Below are 15248 nucleotides of genomic sequence, written 5' to 3'. Positions count from 1 at the left end.
CCGCGGAGAGGCGCATGGCACGCATCCATCCGACCGCCATCGTCGATCCGAAGGCAGAGCTCGCCGAGGACGTGGAGGTTGGCGCGTACACGCTGATCGGCCCGCAGGTGCGGATCGGCGCGGGCACCACCGTGGGGCCGCACGCCGTCATCGAGGGCTGCACCACGCTCGGGCGTGACAACCGCGTGTTCCAGTTCGCGTCGATCGGCGCTGCGCCCCAGGACAAGAAGTACTGCGGCGAACCGACCCGCGTCGAGATCGGCGACGGCAACACCTTCCGCGAGTTCGTCACAGTCAACACCGGCACGGTCCAGGATCGCGGGATCACCTCGATCGGCAGCGACAACTGGCTGATGGCCTACGTGCACGTCGCGCACGACTGCGTCGTCGGCGATCACACGATCTTCGCCAACAACACCAGCCTTGGCGGTCACGTCGTGGTGGGCGACTGGGTGATCCTGGGCGGCTATACCGGGGTGCACCAGTTCTGCAAGATCGGCGCGCACGCGATGACCGCGGTCGGCTCGGTGGTGCTGCACGACATCCCGCCCTTCGTCATGGCCTCGGGCAGCAGCGCCCAGGCCCACGGCATCAACAGCGAGGGCCTGCGCCGGCGGGGCTTCGATGCCGACGCGATCGCAGCCATCCGCCGCGCCTACCGGACGATCTACCGCAGCGGCCTCACGCTCGAAGAGGCCCGCGAGCGTCTCGCGGCGGATCTCGACGCGATCGCGCCGGGCAGCCGGGGCCGCGAAGGGGTGGAGCTGATGCTCGGCTTCCTGCGCGGCGTCACCCGGGGCATCGTCCGCTAGTGGCGGAAGAACGGGGCGCAGCGCAGCGCAGGTTCGGCATGGTGGCCGGCGAGACCTCCGGGGACCTGCTCGCCGGCGCGGTGCTGCAGGGCCTGCGCCAGGCCGACCCCGGGATGGCCTGCGCCGGCGTGGGCGGGCCGGCGATGGCCGCGGCCGGTTTCGATCGCTGGTGGGACGTGTCCGAGCTCTCGGTGATGGGCTATGCCGAAGTGCTGCGCGCCTATCCGCGGCTGCTGCGCATGCGCCGCGCGCTCGGCGACCGCCTGCTCGACTGGCGCCCCGACGTCTTCGTCGGCGTGGACGCTCCCGACTTCAATCTCGATCTCGAGGCGCGGCTGCGCGACGGCGGCATCCGCGTCGTCCACTTCGTGAGTCCGTCGATCTGGGCCTGGCGGGGCGAGCGCATCGAGAAGATCCGCCGCTCGGTCGACCACATGCTGCTCGTGTTCCCCTTCGAGGCGGAGATCTACGCCAGGGCAGGCATCGCTGCGACCTACGTGGGCCACCCGCTGGCCGACGCGATCCCGCTGCAGTCCGACGGCGAGGGCGCGCGCCTGCGGCTCGGGCTGGACGCCGGTCGCACCACGGTGGCGCTGCTGCCGGGCAGCCGCGCCGGCGAGGTGAAGCACATGGGCGAGACCTTCGTTCGCACCGCCGCGTGGCTGCATGCGCGCCGCCCCGACCTCCAGTTTGTGCTGCCGGCCGCCGGCCAGGCGCTGTACGAACGGCTGCAGGAGACGATCGCCGCGATGCGGCTGCCGGACGGGCTGCGGCTGACGCTGGTGCAGGGACGCTCGCACGAGGCGCTTGCCGCGGCGGACAGCGTGCTGGTCGCCAGCGGCACCGCGACGCTGGAGACCGCACTGTTCCGCAAGCCCATGGTGATCGCCTACCGGCTTGCCTGGCTGAGCCACCGGATCATGCGCAAGCGCGGCTACCTGCCCTGGATCGGCCTGCCCAACATCCTCGCGGGCGAAGCGCTGGTGCCCGAGTTCATCCAGGACCAGGCCACCCCGGAGGCGATGGGCGCGGCGCTGCTGGCGCAACTCGACGACGACGCAGGCCGCCAGCGCATCGCTGCGCGCTTCGAGGCGATGCATCACGAGCTGCGCCGCGACTGCGCGCAGCAGGCCGCAGCCGTGCTGATGGAGCTGACCGATGGCCCGCGCGCGCACCGCTGATCCTGCCCAACTGGCCTGCGGAGTCGACGAAGCCGGCCGCGGCCCGCTCGCCGGGCCGGTGTTCGCCGCCGCGGTGATCCTCGACCCCGAAGCGCCGATCGAAGGGCTGCGCGACTCCAAGAAGCTGAGCGCGGCGCGGCGCGAGGCTCTCGGGCTGCTGATCCGCGAACGCGCGCTCGCCTGGTCCGTCGCGAGCGCCAGCGTGGCGGAGATCGATGCGCTGAACATCCTGCAGGCCACGATGCTGGCGATGCGCCGCGCCGTCGAATCGCTTGCGCCAGCGCCCGCGCTGGCGCGGATCGACGGCAACCGCGCGCCACTGCTGCGCTGCCGGGTCGAGACTCTGGTCGGCGGCGACGCCACCGAGCCTGCCATCTCCGCTGCGTCCATCCTGGCCAAGACCGCGCGCGACGCGGTCCTCGTCGAACTGCATGCCGCCTGGCCCGCCTACCGCTTCGACGTCCACAAGGGTTACCCGACCGCCGCCCACCTCGCGCTGCTGCGCGAGCACGGCGCCTGCCCCGAGCATCGGCGCAGCTTCGGCCCGGTGCGCGCAGTGCTCGCCGCGGGCGGGGGAGCGCTCCGATGAGGCGGATCGCGTCGCGCGACAACGCGTCCTTCCGGGACCTGCTGCTGCTGGCCACCTCCACCCGCGAGCGCCGCCGACGCGGCGCCAGCCTGGTCGAGGGCATCCACCTCTGCGAGGCCTTCCTGGATCGTCATGGCGATCCGCTGCAGGCGGTGGTCTCGGATTCCTCGGCCGCTCACCCCGAGGTGGCCGGGCTGCTGGCGCGGCTCGGCGGCGAGCCGCTGCACCTGAGCGATGCGCTGTTCCGGTCGATCAGCGGGGTCGAGCATGGCGTGGGGATCGCCTTCGTCGTCGACACGCCGAGCCCCGCGCTGCCCGCCGAGATCGACTCGGACTGCGTCTACCTGGACGGCCTGCAGGATCCGGGCAACGTCGGCACCATCCTGCGCACCTGCGTGGCCACCGGGGTGCGGCGGGTGGCGACCGCGCCGGGCACCGCCTGGTGCTGGTCGCCGAAGGTGCTGCGGGCCGGAATGGGGGCGCATTTCCACCTCGATCTGCACGAATCGGTCGGCTGGGAGGAGTTCGCCGCCCGGCTGCGGGTGCCGGTGTTCGGCGCCACTGCCGATGGCGCCCGACCGCTCTACTCGGTCGACCTGCGCCCGCCCTGTGCCTGGGTGTTCGGGCGCGAAGGGGAGGGACTGTCCGCCCCCGTGCTGGAGGCGGTCGCGCTCAGGGTGTCGATTCCGCAGGACGCCGCGGTGGAGTCGCTCAACGTCGGCGTCGCGGCTGCGGTCTGCCTGTACGAGCAGCTGCGCCAGCGGCGTTTCGCCCCCGGCGGCTGACCGCGCCCGGGCATGTCAGCCGCGCAGATCCAGCGCCTGCAGGACGGTGGTCGCGATCTCCTCGATCGACTTGGTGGTGGTCGACAGCCAGGAGATGCCCTCGCGCCGCATCATGTCCTCGGCCTGCTTCACCTCCGCGCGGCAGTTCTCGAGCGAGGCATAGCGGCTGTGCGGCCGGCGTTCGTTGCGCACCTCCGAGAGCCGCTCGGGCGTGATCGACAGCCCGAACAGCTTGTGCTTGAAGCGGTAGAGCATGTCCGGCAGGCGGCCGCGATCGAAGTCCTCGGGGATCAGCGGATAGTTGGCCGACTTGATTCCGTGCTGCATGGCGAGGTACAGGCTGGTGGGCGTCTTGCCGCTGCGCGACACGCCCACCAGGATGACGTCGGCGTCGGCCAGTCCCTTGTGCGACTGCCCGTCGTCATGGGCGAGCGAGAAGTTGATCGCCTCGATGCGCCGCTTGTACTGGGCCGTGTCCGCCGCGGTGTGCGAGCGGCCCATCGTGTGCGTCGAGCGCGTGCCGAACTCCTGCTCGAGCGGCTCGACGAAGGTGGAGAACAGGTCGAGGATGCGCGCGTCCGCGTCGCGGACGATCGCGTTGATCCTGGCGTTGACCAGCGTGCTGAACATGATCGGCCGCTTGCCGTCGGCCTCGCCCTGGGCGGCCACCCGGCGCAGCACGTCGTATGCCTTGTCGTCGGAGTCGATGAAGGGCAGGCGCACCTCCCGCAGACGCAGGTTCTCGAACTGGGTCAGCAGGGAATGGCCGAAGGTTTCGGCGGTGATGCCAGTGCCGTCCGAGACGTAGAAGACGGTGCGATCAAAGGGACCGCCGCTGCGATCGGTCATCGGGAACTCCGGAACGAGGGCCCCAGGGCGGCCGGCAGGCCGTGCGGACGAAGCCGCGGACCGGGGCGCGAAGGGTCGGGAAGGGGCGTATGCGGTGGAATGAGGTATTTTCCGTGCAGCAAGCGGGACGGCGAAGTAAAATCCGCCGGCATCCGGCCGGAGTGTTGCAGCCGACGCGAACCACGTCGCTTCGACTACAGCATTCCGGCGCGCCGCCCATGGGCCGGCGCGCCGACCAGATTTCTCATCATGCCAGGACTTTCTCAACATGAACCATCTCGAAGGGCGCCTCGTCGTCCCCTTCGAAGCCTTGCGCATGACCGATGTCGATTCGGTCGGCGGCAAGAACGCTTCGCTTGGGGAAATGATCAGCCAGCTTGCAGCCACAGGCGTCAGGGTGCCGGGCGGCTTCGCCACCACGGCCCACGCATTCCGCGAGTTCCTCACCCATAACAACCTCGCCGAGCGCATCGCCAACCGGCTCGACGGCCTCAACACCGAGGACGTCAAGGCGCTGGCCGAATGCGGCGCCGAGATCCGCGGCTGGGTCGAGAACAGCCCGCTGCCGCCCGCGCTCGAGGCCGAGGTCCGCGAGCACTATGCCCGCCTGGTCGCCGAGTCTGGCGACGACATTTCGGTGGCGGTGCGCTCCTCGGCCACCGCCGAGGACCTGCCGGACGCCTCCTTCGCGGGCCAGCAGGAAACCTACCTGAACATCACGGGCATCGACTCGGTGCTCGAGCGCATCCGCCACGTGTTCGCGTCGCTCTACAACGACCGCGCGATTTCCTATCGGGTGCACAAGGGCTTCGAGCATGCCAACGTGGCCCTGTCGGCCGGCGTTCAGCGGATGGTGCGCAGCGACCTGGGAGCCGCCGGGGTGATGTTCACCATCGACACCGAATCCGGCTTCCCGGATGTGGTCTTCATCACCAGTTCCTACGGCCTGGGTGAGACCGTGGTCCAGGGCGCGGTCAACCCCGACGAGTTCTTCGTCCACAAGCCGATCCTCGCCGCCGGCAAGTACCCGATCATTCGCCGCCAGATGGGCAGCAAGCTGATCCGGATGGAGTTCGCCGACGGCAACGGCGAGGCCACCAGCGTCGGCCGCACCGTGCGCACCATCGACACCCCCATCGACCAGCGCAACCGCTATTCGCTGGCGGATCCGGAGATCATCGAGCTGGCCCGCTACGCGGTGATCATCGAGGAGCATTACGGCCGTCCGATGGACATCGAGTGGGGCCGCGACGGCCGCGACGGCAAGATCTACATCCTGCAGGCCCGCCCCGAGACCGTGAAGTCGCAGGGCTCCGGCAAGCAGCAGCGCTACAAGCTGAAGGGCTCGTCCGACGTGCTGACCACCGGCCGCGCCATCGGCCAGAGGGTCGGCGCCGGGCCGGTGCGGGTGGTCGTCGACGCCTCGCAGATGGACCGCGTGATGCCGGGCGACGTGCTGGTCACCGACATGACCGATCCCAACTGGGAGCCGGTGATGAAGCGCGCCTCCGCGATCGTCACCAACCGGGGCGGGCGCACCTGCCACGCAGCGATCATCGCGCGCGAGCTGGGCATCCCCGCGGTGGTCGGCTGCGGCGACGCCACCGACCGCCTGCGCGACGGCGCCTTCGTGACGGTCTCCTGCGCCCAGGGCGACACCGGCTTCATCTACGACGGGCTGCTCGAGACCGAGATCACCGAGGTCGACACCGGCGAGATGCCCGAGCTGCCGCTGAAGATCATGATGAACGTCGGCAACCCGACGCTCGCCTTCGAGTTCGCGCAGCTGCCGAACGACGGCGTGGGCCTGGCCCGCCTCGAGTTCATCATCAACAACAACATCGGCATCCATCCGAAGGCGATCCTCGACTATCCGAACGTCGATGCCGACCTGAAGAAGGCGGTCGAGAGCGTCGCACGCGGACACACCACGCCGCGCGCCTTCTACGTCGAGCGCCTTTCAGAGGGCGTGGCGACCATCGCCGCCGCCTTCTGGCCGCGCCCGGTGATCGTTCGCCTGTCGGACTTCAAGTCGAACGAGTACCGCAAGCTGATCGGCGGCGCGCGCTACGAGCCCGAGGAAGAGAACCCGATGCTGGGCTTCCGCGGCGCGGCCCGCTACGTCTCGCGCAGCTTCCGCGAGTGCTTCGAGCTCGAATGCCAGGCGATGAAGCGGGTGCGCAACGACATGGGTCTGACCAACGTCGAGCTGATGGTGCCCTTCGTGCGCACCGTTCCCGAGGCCAAGGCGGTGGTCGATCTGCTCGCCGCCAACGGGCTGCGCCGCGGCGACGGCGCGGCTGCCGACGGCAGCGGCGCGCTGAGGCTGATCATGATGTGCGAGCTGCCCTCGAACGCGATCCTGGCCGACGAATTCCTCGAGCACTTCGACGGCTTCTCGATCGGCTCGAACGACCTGACGCAGCTCACGCTGGGCCTGGACCGCGATTCGGGCCTGGTGGCAGAGGGCTTCGACGAGCGCGACCCCGCGGTGCTCGCGCTGCTGGAGCGTGCGATCCACGCCTGCAACAAGGCGGGCAAGTACGTCGGCATCTGCGGCCAGGGCCCGTCGGACCACCCGGACCTCGCCGAGTGGCTGATGCGGCAGGGGATCGCGTCGATCTCGCTGAACCCGGATACGGTCGTCTCGACCTGGAAACGGCTGGCCGAGGCACCCCCGCCGCGCGACCTGGCGGACTGAAGCTGCTGCCGTTGCGCCCGCCCGCTGGGCGGCGCGCAACGGGCAGTGCGAACCGGGCGGTGCGAAACAAAAAGGGCGCGATCTCCATCGCGCCCTTTTTCCTGCCCGATCGATCGCCGTCGGGCGCATCGACAGGCGGGCCTGCGGCCTGCGCCGCCGGCCCGCATCGGTCAGCGGACCACGCGCATCGCCTCGCGCTTTCCGCCCTTGAAGGTGTACAGCGTCAGCGCGCCGTTGCGGATGTCGCCCTTGGAGTCGAAGGAGATCGTTCCCGTCACGCCCTCGTACTTGATCTTCGCGAGCACCGGCAGGTACTTCTTCGGATCGGTCGAGTCCGCCTTCTGCATCGCCGCCACCATCGTCATCGTGGCGTCGTACACGTAGGGCGCGTACAGCAGCACGTCCATGTTGAACTTCGACTTGAAGCGCGTGCGGAAGTCCTCCATGACCTTGAGCTGCTCTCCCTCGACGCCGCCGGCCTCGGCGCAGATCACCTGGCCGTCGGCCATGCCGTCGCCGGCCAGCTGGGGCATGTCGCCGGTGCAGATGCCGTCGCCGCCCATGTACTTGACCTGCATGCCGAGCTGCTTCATCTGGCGCAGCATGGGGCCGGCCGCCGCGTTCATTCCGCCGAAGAAGACGAGGTCAGGCTTCTTGCCTTTCAGCTTGGTGAGGATCGCGCTGAAGTCGGTAGCCTTGTCGTTGGTGTACTCGCGCCCGGAAACCTGGCCGCCGGCGGCCTTGACCGCCTTGGCGAATTCGTCCGCCACGCCCTGGCCGTAGGCGGTGCGGTCGTCGATCACCGCGATCGTCCTGGCCTTGAGCTCGGTCACCGCGTAACGGCCGAGTGCCCCACCGAGCTGCCCGTCGTTGGCCACCACGCGGTACGCGGTCTTGAAGCCCTGCTGCGTGTATTTGGGCGCGGTGGAGGAGGGCGAGATCTGGGGAATTCCGGCTTCGCTGTAGATCCTGGAGGCGGGGATCGTGGTGCCCGAGTTCAGGTGACCGATCACGCCGTTCACCTTGGCGTCGACCAGCTTCTGCGCTGCGGCCGTGCCCTGTTTCGGGTCCGCGGCGTCGTCCTCGGAGAGCAGTTCGAACTTCACTTCCTGGCCGCCGATCTTCAGCTTCTTGGCGTTCAGCTCGTCGATCGCCATCCGGGCGCCGGCTTCGTTGTCCTTGCCGAGCTGCGCGATGTTGCCGGTCAGCGGGCCGACGTGGCCGAGCTTGACGACCGTCTGTGCGCCCGCCGCGCCCGCTCCGAAGGCGAACGCCGCGGCGCACGCCATGCTCATCAGCTTCAGTTGCATCCTGTGTCTCCTGGTGGGGATTGCGGCGCGAGTCCGGCTGTCTTCCCGGGGGCGGTCCGGTCCCCGCTCTGCCGCGGGAATGCTAGCATGCACGAGGGAGGACGCGATGGAGTCGTACTGGTTGTGGTGGGGGTTGGCGGTGCTGCTCGGCATGCTGGAGATGCTCACGCCCACCTTCTACATGCTGGTTCTCGCGCTCGGCTTCGCAGCCGGCGGCCTGGTCGCATGGGCCGGCGGAGGCTTCGCATTCCAGTTGATTGCCGCGGCTGCAATCTCGATCGTCGGCTGGCTCCTGCTGCGCAAGTTCGGCCGACGGCTTGGGCGCACCTCGTTTCGCGCAGGCCGCGACGTTCTGCTCGACATCGGCGAGCGCGTGCATGTCGACCACTGGGACGCCGATCGGCGTGCCCGCGTCGTCTACCGCGGGGCGGACTGGGCCGCGGAGCTCGATCCCCGTGACACGCGCGCAGCGCAGCCCGGCGAGCACGTGATCGAGCGCATCGACGGCAGCCGCCTGATCCTGTCCCGCGTCGTCCCGCCGTCCGATCCGGCCTCGACCTGATCCCTTTTCCGGAGAATCACCAAATGCCCGGCAGCATCGCGTTCGCACTGATCGTCCTGGTCCTCGCAGTGGTCTTCGTGTTCCGCGCGATCAAGGTCGTGCCGCAGCAGCACGCCTGGATCGTCGAACGGCTCGGCAAGTACGACCGTACGCTGACGCCAGGCCTGAATTTCCTGATCCCCTTCGTCGACCGGGTGGCCTACCGGCACTCGCTGAAGGAGATCCCGATGGACGTGCCGAGCCAGGTCTGCATCACGCGCGACAACACTCAGCTCACCGTAGACGGCGTGCTGTATTTCCAGGTCACCGATCCGATGCGGGCCTCCTACGGGGCCAGCAACTACGTGGTCGCCATCACCCAGCTCGCGCAGACCACGCTGCGCTCGGTGATCGGCAAGCTCGAGCTCGACCGCACCTTCGAGGAGCGCGGACTGATCAACTCCAACGTCGTGGCCGCGCTCGACGAGGCCGCCACCAACTGGGGCGTGAAGGTGCTGCGCTATGAAATCAAGGACCTCACGCCGCCGCAGGAAATCCTGCGCTCGATGCAGGCGCAGATTACGGCGGAACGCGAGAAGCGCGCGCTGATCGCAGCCTCCGAGGGGCGCAAGCAGGAGCAGATCAACATCGCAACCGGCGAGCGCGAGGCGCAGATTCAGCGCTCCGAGGGCGACAGGCAGGGCGAGGTGAACCGCGCGCTCGGCGAGGCCGCGGCCATCTCGGCGCTGGCCGACGCGAGCGCCAAGGCCATCGAGCGCGTTGCCGCAGCGATCCGCCAGCCCGGGGGCATCGACGCAGTGAACCTGAGGGTGGCGGAGAAGTACGTCGAGGCGATCGCCGGCATGGCCAGGACCAACAACACGATGATCGTGCCCGCCAATCTCGGCGACCTGTCCGGACTGGTGGCCAGCGCGATGGCCGTGGTCCGCCAGCCTTCCGCTGGCCAGGTGCCTCCGCCGCGCTGAATCTCGCCCTGAACCCCGCGCGGGGTCTTGTGCTGAGCCTCGCGCCCGGCCCTCGCGGACGGCCGGGTCACTTGCCCCCGCGCGCCGCTACTTCACCTTGAGCAGGCGGTCCTTCTCGCGCTGCCACTCACGATCCTTCTCGGTGGCGCGCTTGTCGAACTGCTTCTTGCCCTTGGCCAGCCCAATCGAGAGCTTCACGCGGCCGCCCTTGTAGTGCAGGTCCAGCGGCACCAGCGTGTAGCCGGCGCGCTCCACCTTCCCGATCAGCTTGTGGATCTCGCCCGCGTGCATCAGCAGCTTGCGGGTGCGCGTGGGATCGGCCTTCACGTGGGTCGACGCCTCGGGCAGCGGCGTGATGTGCGCACCGACCAGGAACAGTTCCGCGCCGCGCACGATCACGTAGCCTTCCTTGATCTGAGCGCGGCCCGCGCGGATCGCCTTGACCTCCCAGCCCTCGAGAACGAGCCCGGCCTCGAATCGCTCCTCGATGGAGTAGTCGTGCAGGGCCTTCCTGTTTTCGGCGATGCTCATGCGTGTTGCGGGTCCGGAGGTCGGCCGGCGGAAGGGAGGGGTGCCGGCGCGCTAGAATGCTGGCCGATTCTAGCAGTGCGGGTCCACCAGCCTTCGTTCCATGCCCTCGGTCCACAAGTCGGTCCTCCTGACCCATAGCGCCGAACAGATGTTCGAGCTCGTCCAGGCGGTGGAGGACTATCCCCAGTTCCTGCCGTGGTGCGGCGGCAGCACCGTGCACGAGCGCTCGCGGCAGCGGATGCTTGCGACCGTCGCCATCGACTACCGGGGCATCCGCCAATCCTTCACCACCGAGAACACGCTGCACTCGCCGCACCGCATCGGCATGGCCTTGCGCGAGGGTCCCTTCTCCCGCCTCGACGGGCTCTGGCACTTCAACACGCTGCGCCACGACGCGTGCAAGGTGGAGTTCCGGCTGGACTATGCGTTCAAGAGCGGACTGCTCGGGCAGGCACTGGTGCCGGTCTTCGATCACATCGCCAGGTCGTTCGTCGACGCCTTCGTGCGCCGCGCCGACCAGGTCTATCGCAGCCCGCCGGCCCCGGGCGGGCAGGGCGGCTGAGCCGATGCTTCACGTGACGCTGGCGCGCGCCGCGGGGGACGAGGTCCGTTGCGATGCCCTCGATCTGCCGGCGGGAGCGACTGTCGCGGGTGCGCTGGCGCATGCGCTTCGGGCCGGCCTGCTGGCGGCGGACGAAGTCCAGGCCGTCGAGGCCGGTACGCTGACAGTCGCAGTCCATGGGCGCAGCCGCGCGGCCGGGCATCCGCTGCGCGAGGGCGACCGGATCGAACTGCTCGGCCCGCTGACCGTCGACCCGAAGGTCGCGCGCCAGCGCCGGGTGGCGCATCGTCGCGCCGCTCAGGCGCGGGACAAATGGAGCGGGGCGGGGCGCTGAAGCTCAGGTCCCCGACGCGCACTGCGCGGCGAGATCGCGGCGGATCCCCTGCAACTGGGATGCGCGCTCCTCGTCGCTGAGTACCGCCTGCTCGCCGTCCGCTTCCACGCGGGCCATCCGCATTCCGCTCTCGAGCGTGCGGGCCCGGCCCTGGAGCTCCTCGCACCATTTCGCCACACCCGCCTGCGCGCGCTGCAGCTGGGCAGCCTCACGCTCGGCGGTCTCCTTGAGCGCCTGCTGCTTGCGCAGGTCGTTGAGGCGCTCGGCGGCGGTGCGGGGCTTTGCGGGTGCTGCGCTGCTCCCCGCGCCCGGGGCGGCCGAAGCAGGTGCGCCGGCAGGAGCCCCCGAAGCCGCCTGTTGTGCGGGCGCTCCGGCTGATCCCGAGGTGGCATTGGCCCGCACGTCCGGGGTCGCCGCAGCGTCCCGCGCAACGCCGCCCGCCGAACCGCCTCCTCCAGCCGTGCCTGCAGCCCCCGCAGCCTGAACGGCCTGCGCCGCGCGCATCGTGCCGCCCTGGGAGAGGATCCGCGTGGCGGGCACCGAAACCGGCGGCGGATGATCCGAGTAGTTGACCTGGCCCGCGGAATCGAGCCATTTCCACTGGGCCTGGGCGGTGCCGACGAGCGCCAGGCCAAGCAGGGCGAGCGCACAGCGCGGGATCTTCGTTCGCATGGGGCTTCCTCGCGGCGGGTTTCGCGGGATTGTCCGGCGCGCGGGCGCGATCGCCGCCCCGGTGCCGACGAGCGGGGGGCTGCGCCGTGCGGACGGTGACTGCCCCGGCAAGCGTGCGGACCCCGGCGGCGCCCGGTATAATGTGCTTTTGCGAGAACGGCGCATGCGACTTGCCAAGAAAGCCCTGACGTTCGATGACGTCCTGCTGGTCCCCGCGTTTTCCGAGATCCTCCCCCGCGACGCTTCCATCAAGACCCGCCTCACCCGGCGAATCGGTCTGAACATTCCGCTCGTCTCCGCGGCGATGGACACGGTCACCGAATCGCGTCTCGCGATCGCGATGGCGCAGGAAGGCGGCATCGGAATCGTCCACAAGAACCTGAGCCCTGCCGCGCAGGCCGCGCAGGTGATGAAGGTCAAGCGCCATGAGTCCGGCGTGCTTCTCGATCCCATCACCATCACCCCCGACATGCGGGTGCGCGAGGTCATCGAGATCACCCGCCAGCACCGCATCTCCGGCCTGCCGGTGCTCGAGGACGGCAAGGTGGTCGGCATCGTCACCAACCGCGACCTGCGCTTCGAGCGCAGGCTCGACATCCCGGTCCGCTCCATCATGACCCCGCGCGATCGGCTGGTCACGGTGAGGGAAGGCGCCACCCTCGACGAAGCCCAGGAACTGATGCATGCGCACCGGCTCGAGCGCGTGCTGGTGGTCAACGACGCCTTTGAGCTCAAGGGCCTGATGACCGTCAAGGACATCCTCAAGGCCACCGAGCATCCGCAGGCCTCCAAGGACGCCGAGGGAAAGCTGCGCGTCGGCGCCGCGGTTGGCGTGGGCGCGGACACCGACGAGCGGGTCGAAGCGCTGGTGCGCGCCGGCGTCGACGTGCTGGTCGTGGACACCGCGCATGGCCACAGCCACGGCGTGATCGAGCGCGTGCGCTGGATCAAGCAGCACTATCCGCAGGTCGACGTCATCGGCGGCAACATCGCCACCGGCGACGCAGCGCGCGCGCTGGTCGAGGCCGGCGCGGACGCCGTCAAGGTCGGCATCGGCCCGGGCTCCATCTGCACCACGCGAATCGTCGCCGGCGTCGGCGTGCCGCAGATCACCGCGATCAGCGACGTCTCGCGCGCGCTCGAAGGCACCGGCGTGCCGATGATCGCCGACGGCGGCATCCGCTACTCGGGCGACGTTGCCAAGGCGGTCGCCGCGGGCGCCGATACCGTGATGATCGGCTCGATGTTCGCGGGCACCGAAGAGGCGCCGGGCGAAGTGGTGCTGCTGCACGGCCGCTCGTACAAGAGCTACCGCGGCATGGGCTCCCTGGGGGCGATGGCCGACGGCGCAGCCGACCGCTACTTCCAGGATTCAGACTCGAACATCGACAAGCTGGTTCCCGAGGGCATCGAAGGCCGCGTCGCCTACAAGGGCAGCGTGGTGGCGATCGTCTACCAGTTGTGCGGCGGGCTGAGGGCCAGCATGGGCTACTGCGGCTGCGCCGACATCGAGCAGATGCGCACCCGCCCGCAATTCGTGGAGATCACCTCGGCGGGCATGCGCGAGTCGCACGTGCACGACGTGCAGATCACCAAGGAAGCGCCGAACTACCAGGTCGACTGAAGCTCGGCCCCCTTCCCGTTGCCGCCGGTCCGCCTCGAAGAAGGCGCGGCCGGCGGTTCGGTTTCTGGCTCCCGCTTCGCGCGACGCGGCCGCTTGGAGAACAACGAAGATGCACGACAAGATCCTCATCATCGATTTCGGGTCGCAGGTCACCCAGCTGATCGCCCGCCGCGTGCGGGAAATGCAGGTGTTCTGCGAGATCCACCCTTACGACGGCGCCGAAGAGACGCTGAAGGCCTGGACTGACGAGAAGTCCCTGCGCGGCGTCATCCTCTCCGGCGGGCCCAGCTCGGTCACTGAGGCCGAGACGCCGCGCGCACCGCACCTGGTCTTCGAGGCAGGCGTTCCGGTGCTGGGCATCTGCTACGGAATGCAGACCATGGCCGAACAGCTCGGCGGCGCGGTCGACGCCGGCCATGTGCGCGAGTTCGGCCATGCGCGGGTGAGGGCGCGCGGCCACACGAAGCTGCTCGAGGGCATAGAGGACGCCCGCAACGAAGAGGGCCACGGCCTGCTCGACGTCTGGATGAGCCATGGCGACAAGGTCACGCAGATGCCCGAGGGTTTCGTGCTGATGGCCTCCACCGAGAGCTGTCCGGTGGCCGCGATGGCCGACGACTGGCGCGGCTTCTACGGCGTGCAGTGGCACCCTGAGGTCACCCACACGAAGCAGGGCAGCGCGATGCTGCAGCGCTTCGTGATCGACATCTGCAAGGCCCGCGGCGACTGGACCATGCCCGGCTTCGTCGACGAGGCGGTGTCGCGCATCCGCGAGCAGGTGGGCCAGGACCGGGTGATCCTCGGGCTGTCGGGCGGCGTCGATTCCTCGGTTGCCGCGGCGCTGATCCACCGCGCCATCGGCGACCAGCTCACCTGCGTCTTCGTCGACCACGGCCTGCTGCGCCTGAACGAGGCCGAGCAGGTGATGGACATCTTCGCGCGCAACCTGGGCGTGCGCGTGGTGCACGTCGACGCCAGCGCCGAGTTCATGGGCGAGCTGGTCGGCGTGTCCGACCCCGAGGCCAAGCGCAAGGTGATCGGCCGCGAATTCGTTCACCTGTTCCAGCGTGAGGCCGGCAAGATCGAGGACGCGAAGTGGCTGGCCCAGGGCACCATCTACCCGGACGTCATCGAGTCAGCCGGCGCCAAGGGCAAGAAGGCCCACACGATCAAGTCGCACCACAACGTGGGCGGCCTGCCTGACACCCTGCACCTGAAGCTGCTCGAGCCGCTGCGCGATCTCTTCAAGGACGAGGTGCGCGAGCTCGGCGTGGCGCTGGGCCTGCCGCGCGAGATGGTCTACCGCCATCCCTTCCCCGGCCCCGGCCTGGGCGTGCGCATCCTCGGCGAGGTGAAGGCCGAGCATGCCGACCTGCTGCGCCGCGCCGACGCGATCTTCATCGAAGAACTGCGCGGCACCAAAGCCACCGCGCGCGACGCCGCCGCCGACCTGTGCGCCGAAGGCGACGTGGGCCGCAACTGGTACGACCTCACCAGCCAGGCCTTTGCCGTGTTCCTGCCGGTGCGCTCGGTGGGCGTGATGGGCGACGGCCGCACCTACGAGCACGTGGTGGCGCTGCGCGCCGTGCAGACCTCCGACTTCATGACCGCGCACTGGGCGCACCTGCCGCACGAGCTGCTGGGCCGGGTGTCGAACCGGATCATCAACGAGGTGCGGGGGTTGAACCGGGTGGTTTACGACATCTCCGGGAAGCCGCCGGCGACGATCGAGTGGGAGTAGGGGGCATTCGAGGCCTGGATCCGCGCAGCG

At 69.5% G+C, this 15248-nt stretch carries 15 protein-coding genes; 11 read left to right on the top strand and 4 right to left on the bottom strand.

Annotated features, from left to right (window positions below; genetic code table 11):
- Window positions 1-14 precede the first annotated feature (14 nt).
- From lpxA to HNQ70_RS02470, 4 genes are read left to right on the top strand one after another with little or no spacing between them, the layout of a single operon-like run.
- A complete protein-coding gene (gene lpxA, locus HNQ70_RS02485) occupies window positions 15-812 on the top strand; it encodes an acyl-ACP--UDP-N-acetylglucosamine O-acyltransferase (RefSeq protein WP_183963911.1) in 798 nt (265 codons plus the stop codon).
- A complete protein-coding gene (gene lpxB / locus HNQ70_RS02480; RefSeq protein WP_343060597.1) occupies window positions 812-1993 on the top strand; it encodes a lipid-A-disaccharide synthase in 1182 nt (393 codons plus the stop codon). Before lpxA ends, lpxB begins: the two co-directional genes overlap by 1 nt.
- The gene (gene rnhB, locus HNQ70_RS02475) at window positions 1971-2582 is read left to right on the top strand and encodes a ribonuclease HII (RefSeq protein WP_183963909.1); all 612 of its coding nucleotides are present in this window, start codon (window positions 1971-1973) and stop codon (window positions 2580-2582) included. The genes lpxB and rnhB overlap by 23 nt, the downstream gene beginning before the upstream one ends.
- The gene (locus tag HNQ70_RS02470; RefSeq protein ID WP_183963907.1) at window positions 2579-3367 is read left to right on the top strand and encodes a TrmH family RNA methyltransferase; all 789 of its coding nucleotides are present in this window, start codon (window positions 2579-2581) and stop codon (window positions 3365-3367) included. Before rnhB ends, HNQ70_RS02470 begins: the two co-directional genes overlap by 4 nt.
- A 15-nt stretch (window positions 3368-3382) precedes the next feature.
- Here HNQ70_RS02470 and ppsR read toward each other — a convergent pair whose 3' ends face one another.
- The gene (gene ppsR, locus HNQ70_RS02465) at window positions 3383-4216 is read right to left on the bottom strand and encodes a posphoenolpyruvate synthetase regulatory kinase/phosphorylase PpsR (protein WP_183963905.1); all 834 of its coding nucleotides are present in this window, start codon (window positions 4214-4216) and stop codon (window positions 3383-3385) included.
- Window positions 4217-4484: 268 nt separating this feature from the next.
- Here ppsR and ppsA point away from each other — a divergent pair, with 268 nt between their 5' ends.
- Window positions 4485-6917, top strand: coding sequence for a phosphoenolpyruvate synthase (gene ppsA / locus HNQ70_RS02460; protein ID WP_183963903.1), 2433 nt, complete (start codon window positions 4485-4487; stop codon window positions 6915-6917).
- Window positions 6918-7087: 170 nt separating this feature from the next.
- On the opposite strand, the gene HNQ70_RS02455 is transcribed toward ppsA, so the two are convergent.
- A complete protein-coding gene (locus tag HNQ70_RS02455) occupies window positions 7088-8227 on the bottom strand; it encodes a branched-chain amino acid ABC transporter substrate-binding protein (RefSeq protein ID WP_183963901.1) in 1140 nt (379 codons plus the stop codon).
- Between the two features lie 106 nt (window positions 8228-8333).
- Between HNQ70_RS02455 and HNQ70_RS02450 the strand changes: the two genes are divergently transcribed.
- The gene (locus HNQ70_RS02450; protein WP_183963899.1) at window positions 8334-8789 is read left to right on the top strand and encodes an NfeD family protein; all 456 of its coding nucleotides are present in this window, start codon (window positions 8334-8336) and stop codon (window positions 8787-8789) included.
- 23 nt (window positions 8790-8812) lie between these two features.
- Window positions 8813-9754, top strand: coding sequence for an SPFH domain-containing protein (locus HNQ70_RS02445; protein WP_183963897.1), 942 nt, complete (start codon window positions 8813-8815; stop codon window positions 9752-9754).
- A gap of 87 nt (window positions 9755-9841) precedes the next feature.
- On the opposite strand, the gene smpB is transcribed toward HNQ70_RS02445, so the two are convergent.
- Window positions 9842-10285 (bottom strand): SsrA-binding protein SmpB, encoded by a 444-nt coding sequence (smpB, locus tag HNQ70_RS02440; protein ID WP_183963895.1) that lies wholly within the window; start codon window positions 10283-10285, stop codon window positions 9842-9844.
- A gap of 100 nt (window positions 10286-10385) precedes the next feature.
- Between smpB and HNQ70_RS02435 the strand changes: the two genes are divergently transcribed.
- Together HNQ70_RS02435 and HNQ70_RS02430 are read left to right on the top strand one after the other, a co-directional pair.
- Entirely contained in the window at window positions 10386-10847 is a 462-nt protein-coding gene (locus tag HNQ70_RS02435) for a type II toxin-antitoxin system RatA family toxin (protein ID WP_183963893.1), read from the top strand.
- A 4-nt stretch (window positions 10848-10851) separates the two neighbouring features.
- A complete protein-coding gene (locus HNQ70_RS02430) occupies window positions 10852-11181 on the top strand; it encodes an RnfH family protein (RefSeq protein ID WP_183963890.1) in 330 nt (109 codons plus the stop codon).
- A 3-nt stretch (window positions 11182-11184) separates the two neighbouring features.
- On the opposite strand, the gene HNQ70_RS02425 is transcribed toward HNQ70_RS02430, so the two are convergent.
- Window positions 11185-11853 carry a DUF4124 domain-containing protein gene (locus tag HNQ70_RS02425; RefSeq protein WP_183963888.1) on the bottom strand — a complete coding sequence of 223 codons (669 nt, stop codon included), beginning with the start codon at window positions 11851-11853 and terminating at the stop codon, window positions 11185-11187.
- A 163-nt stretch (window positions 11854-12016) separates the two neighbouring features.
- On the opposite strand from HNQ70_RS02425, the gene guaB reads away from it, so the two are divergent.
- Both guaB and guaA read left to right on the top strand, forming a co-directional pair.
- Complete coding sequence (gene guaB, locus HNQ70_RS02420; protein WP_183963886.1) at window positions 12017-13477, top strand: IMP dehydrogenase; 1461 nt, start codon at window positions 12017-12019, stop codon at window positions 13475-13477.
- Between the two features lie 109 nt (window positions 13478-13586).
- Complete coding sequence (guaA, locus tag HNQ70_RS02415) at window positions 13587-15218, top strand: glutamine-hydrolyzing GMP synthase (RefSeq protein ID WP_183963884.1); 1632 nt, start codon at window positions 13587-13589, stop codon at window positions 15216-15218.
- Window positions 15219-15248: the final 30 nt, after the last annotated feature.

Origin of the sequence: Quisquiliibacterium transsilvanicum, assembly GCF_014202215.1 — a bacterium.
GTDB lineage: Bacteria > Pseudomonadota > Gammaproteobacteria > Burkholderiales > Burkholderiaceae_E > Quisquiliibacterium > Quisquiliibacterium transsilvanicum.
This window is presented reverse-complemented; position numbering and strand designations above follow the sequence as displayed.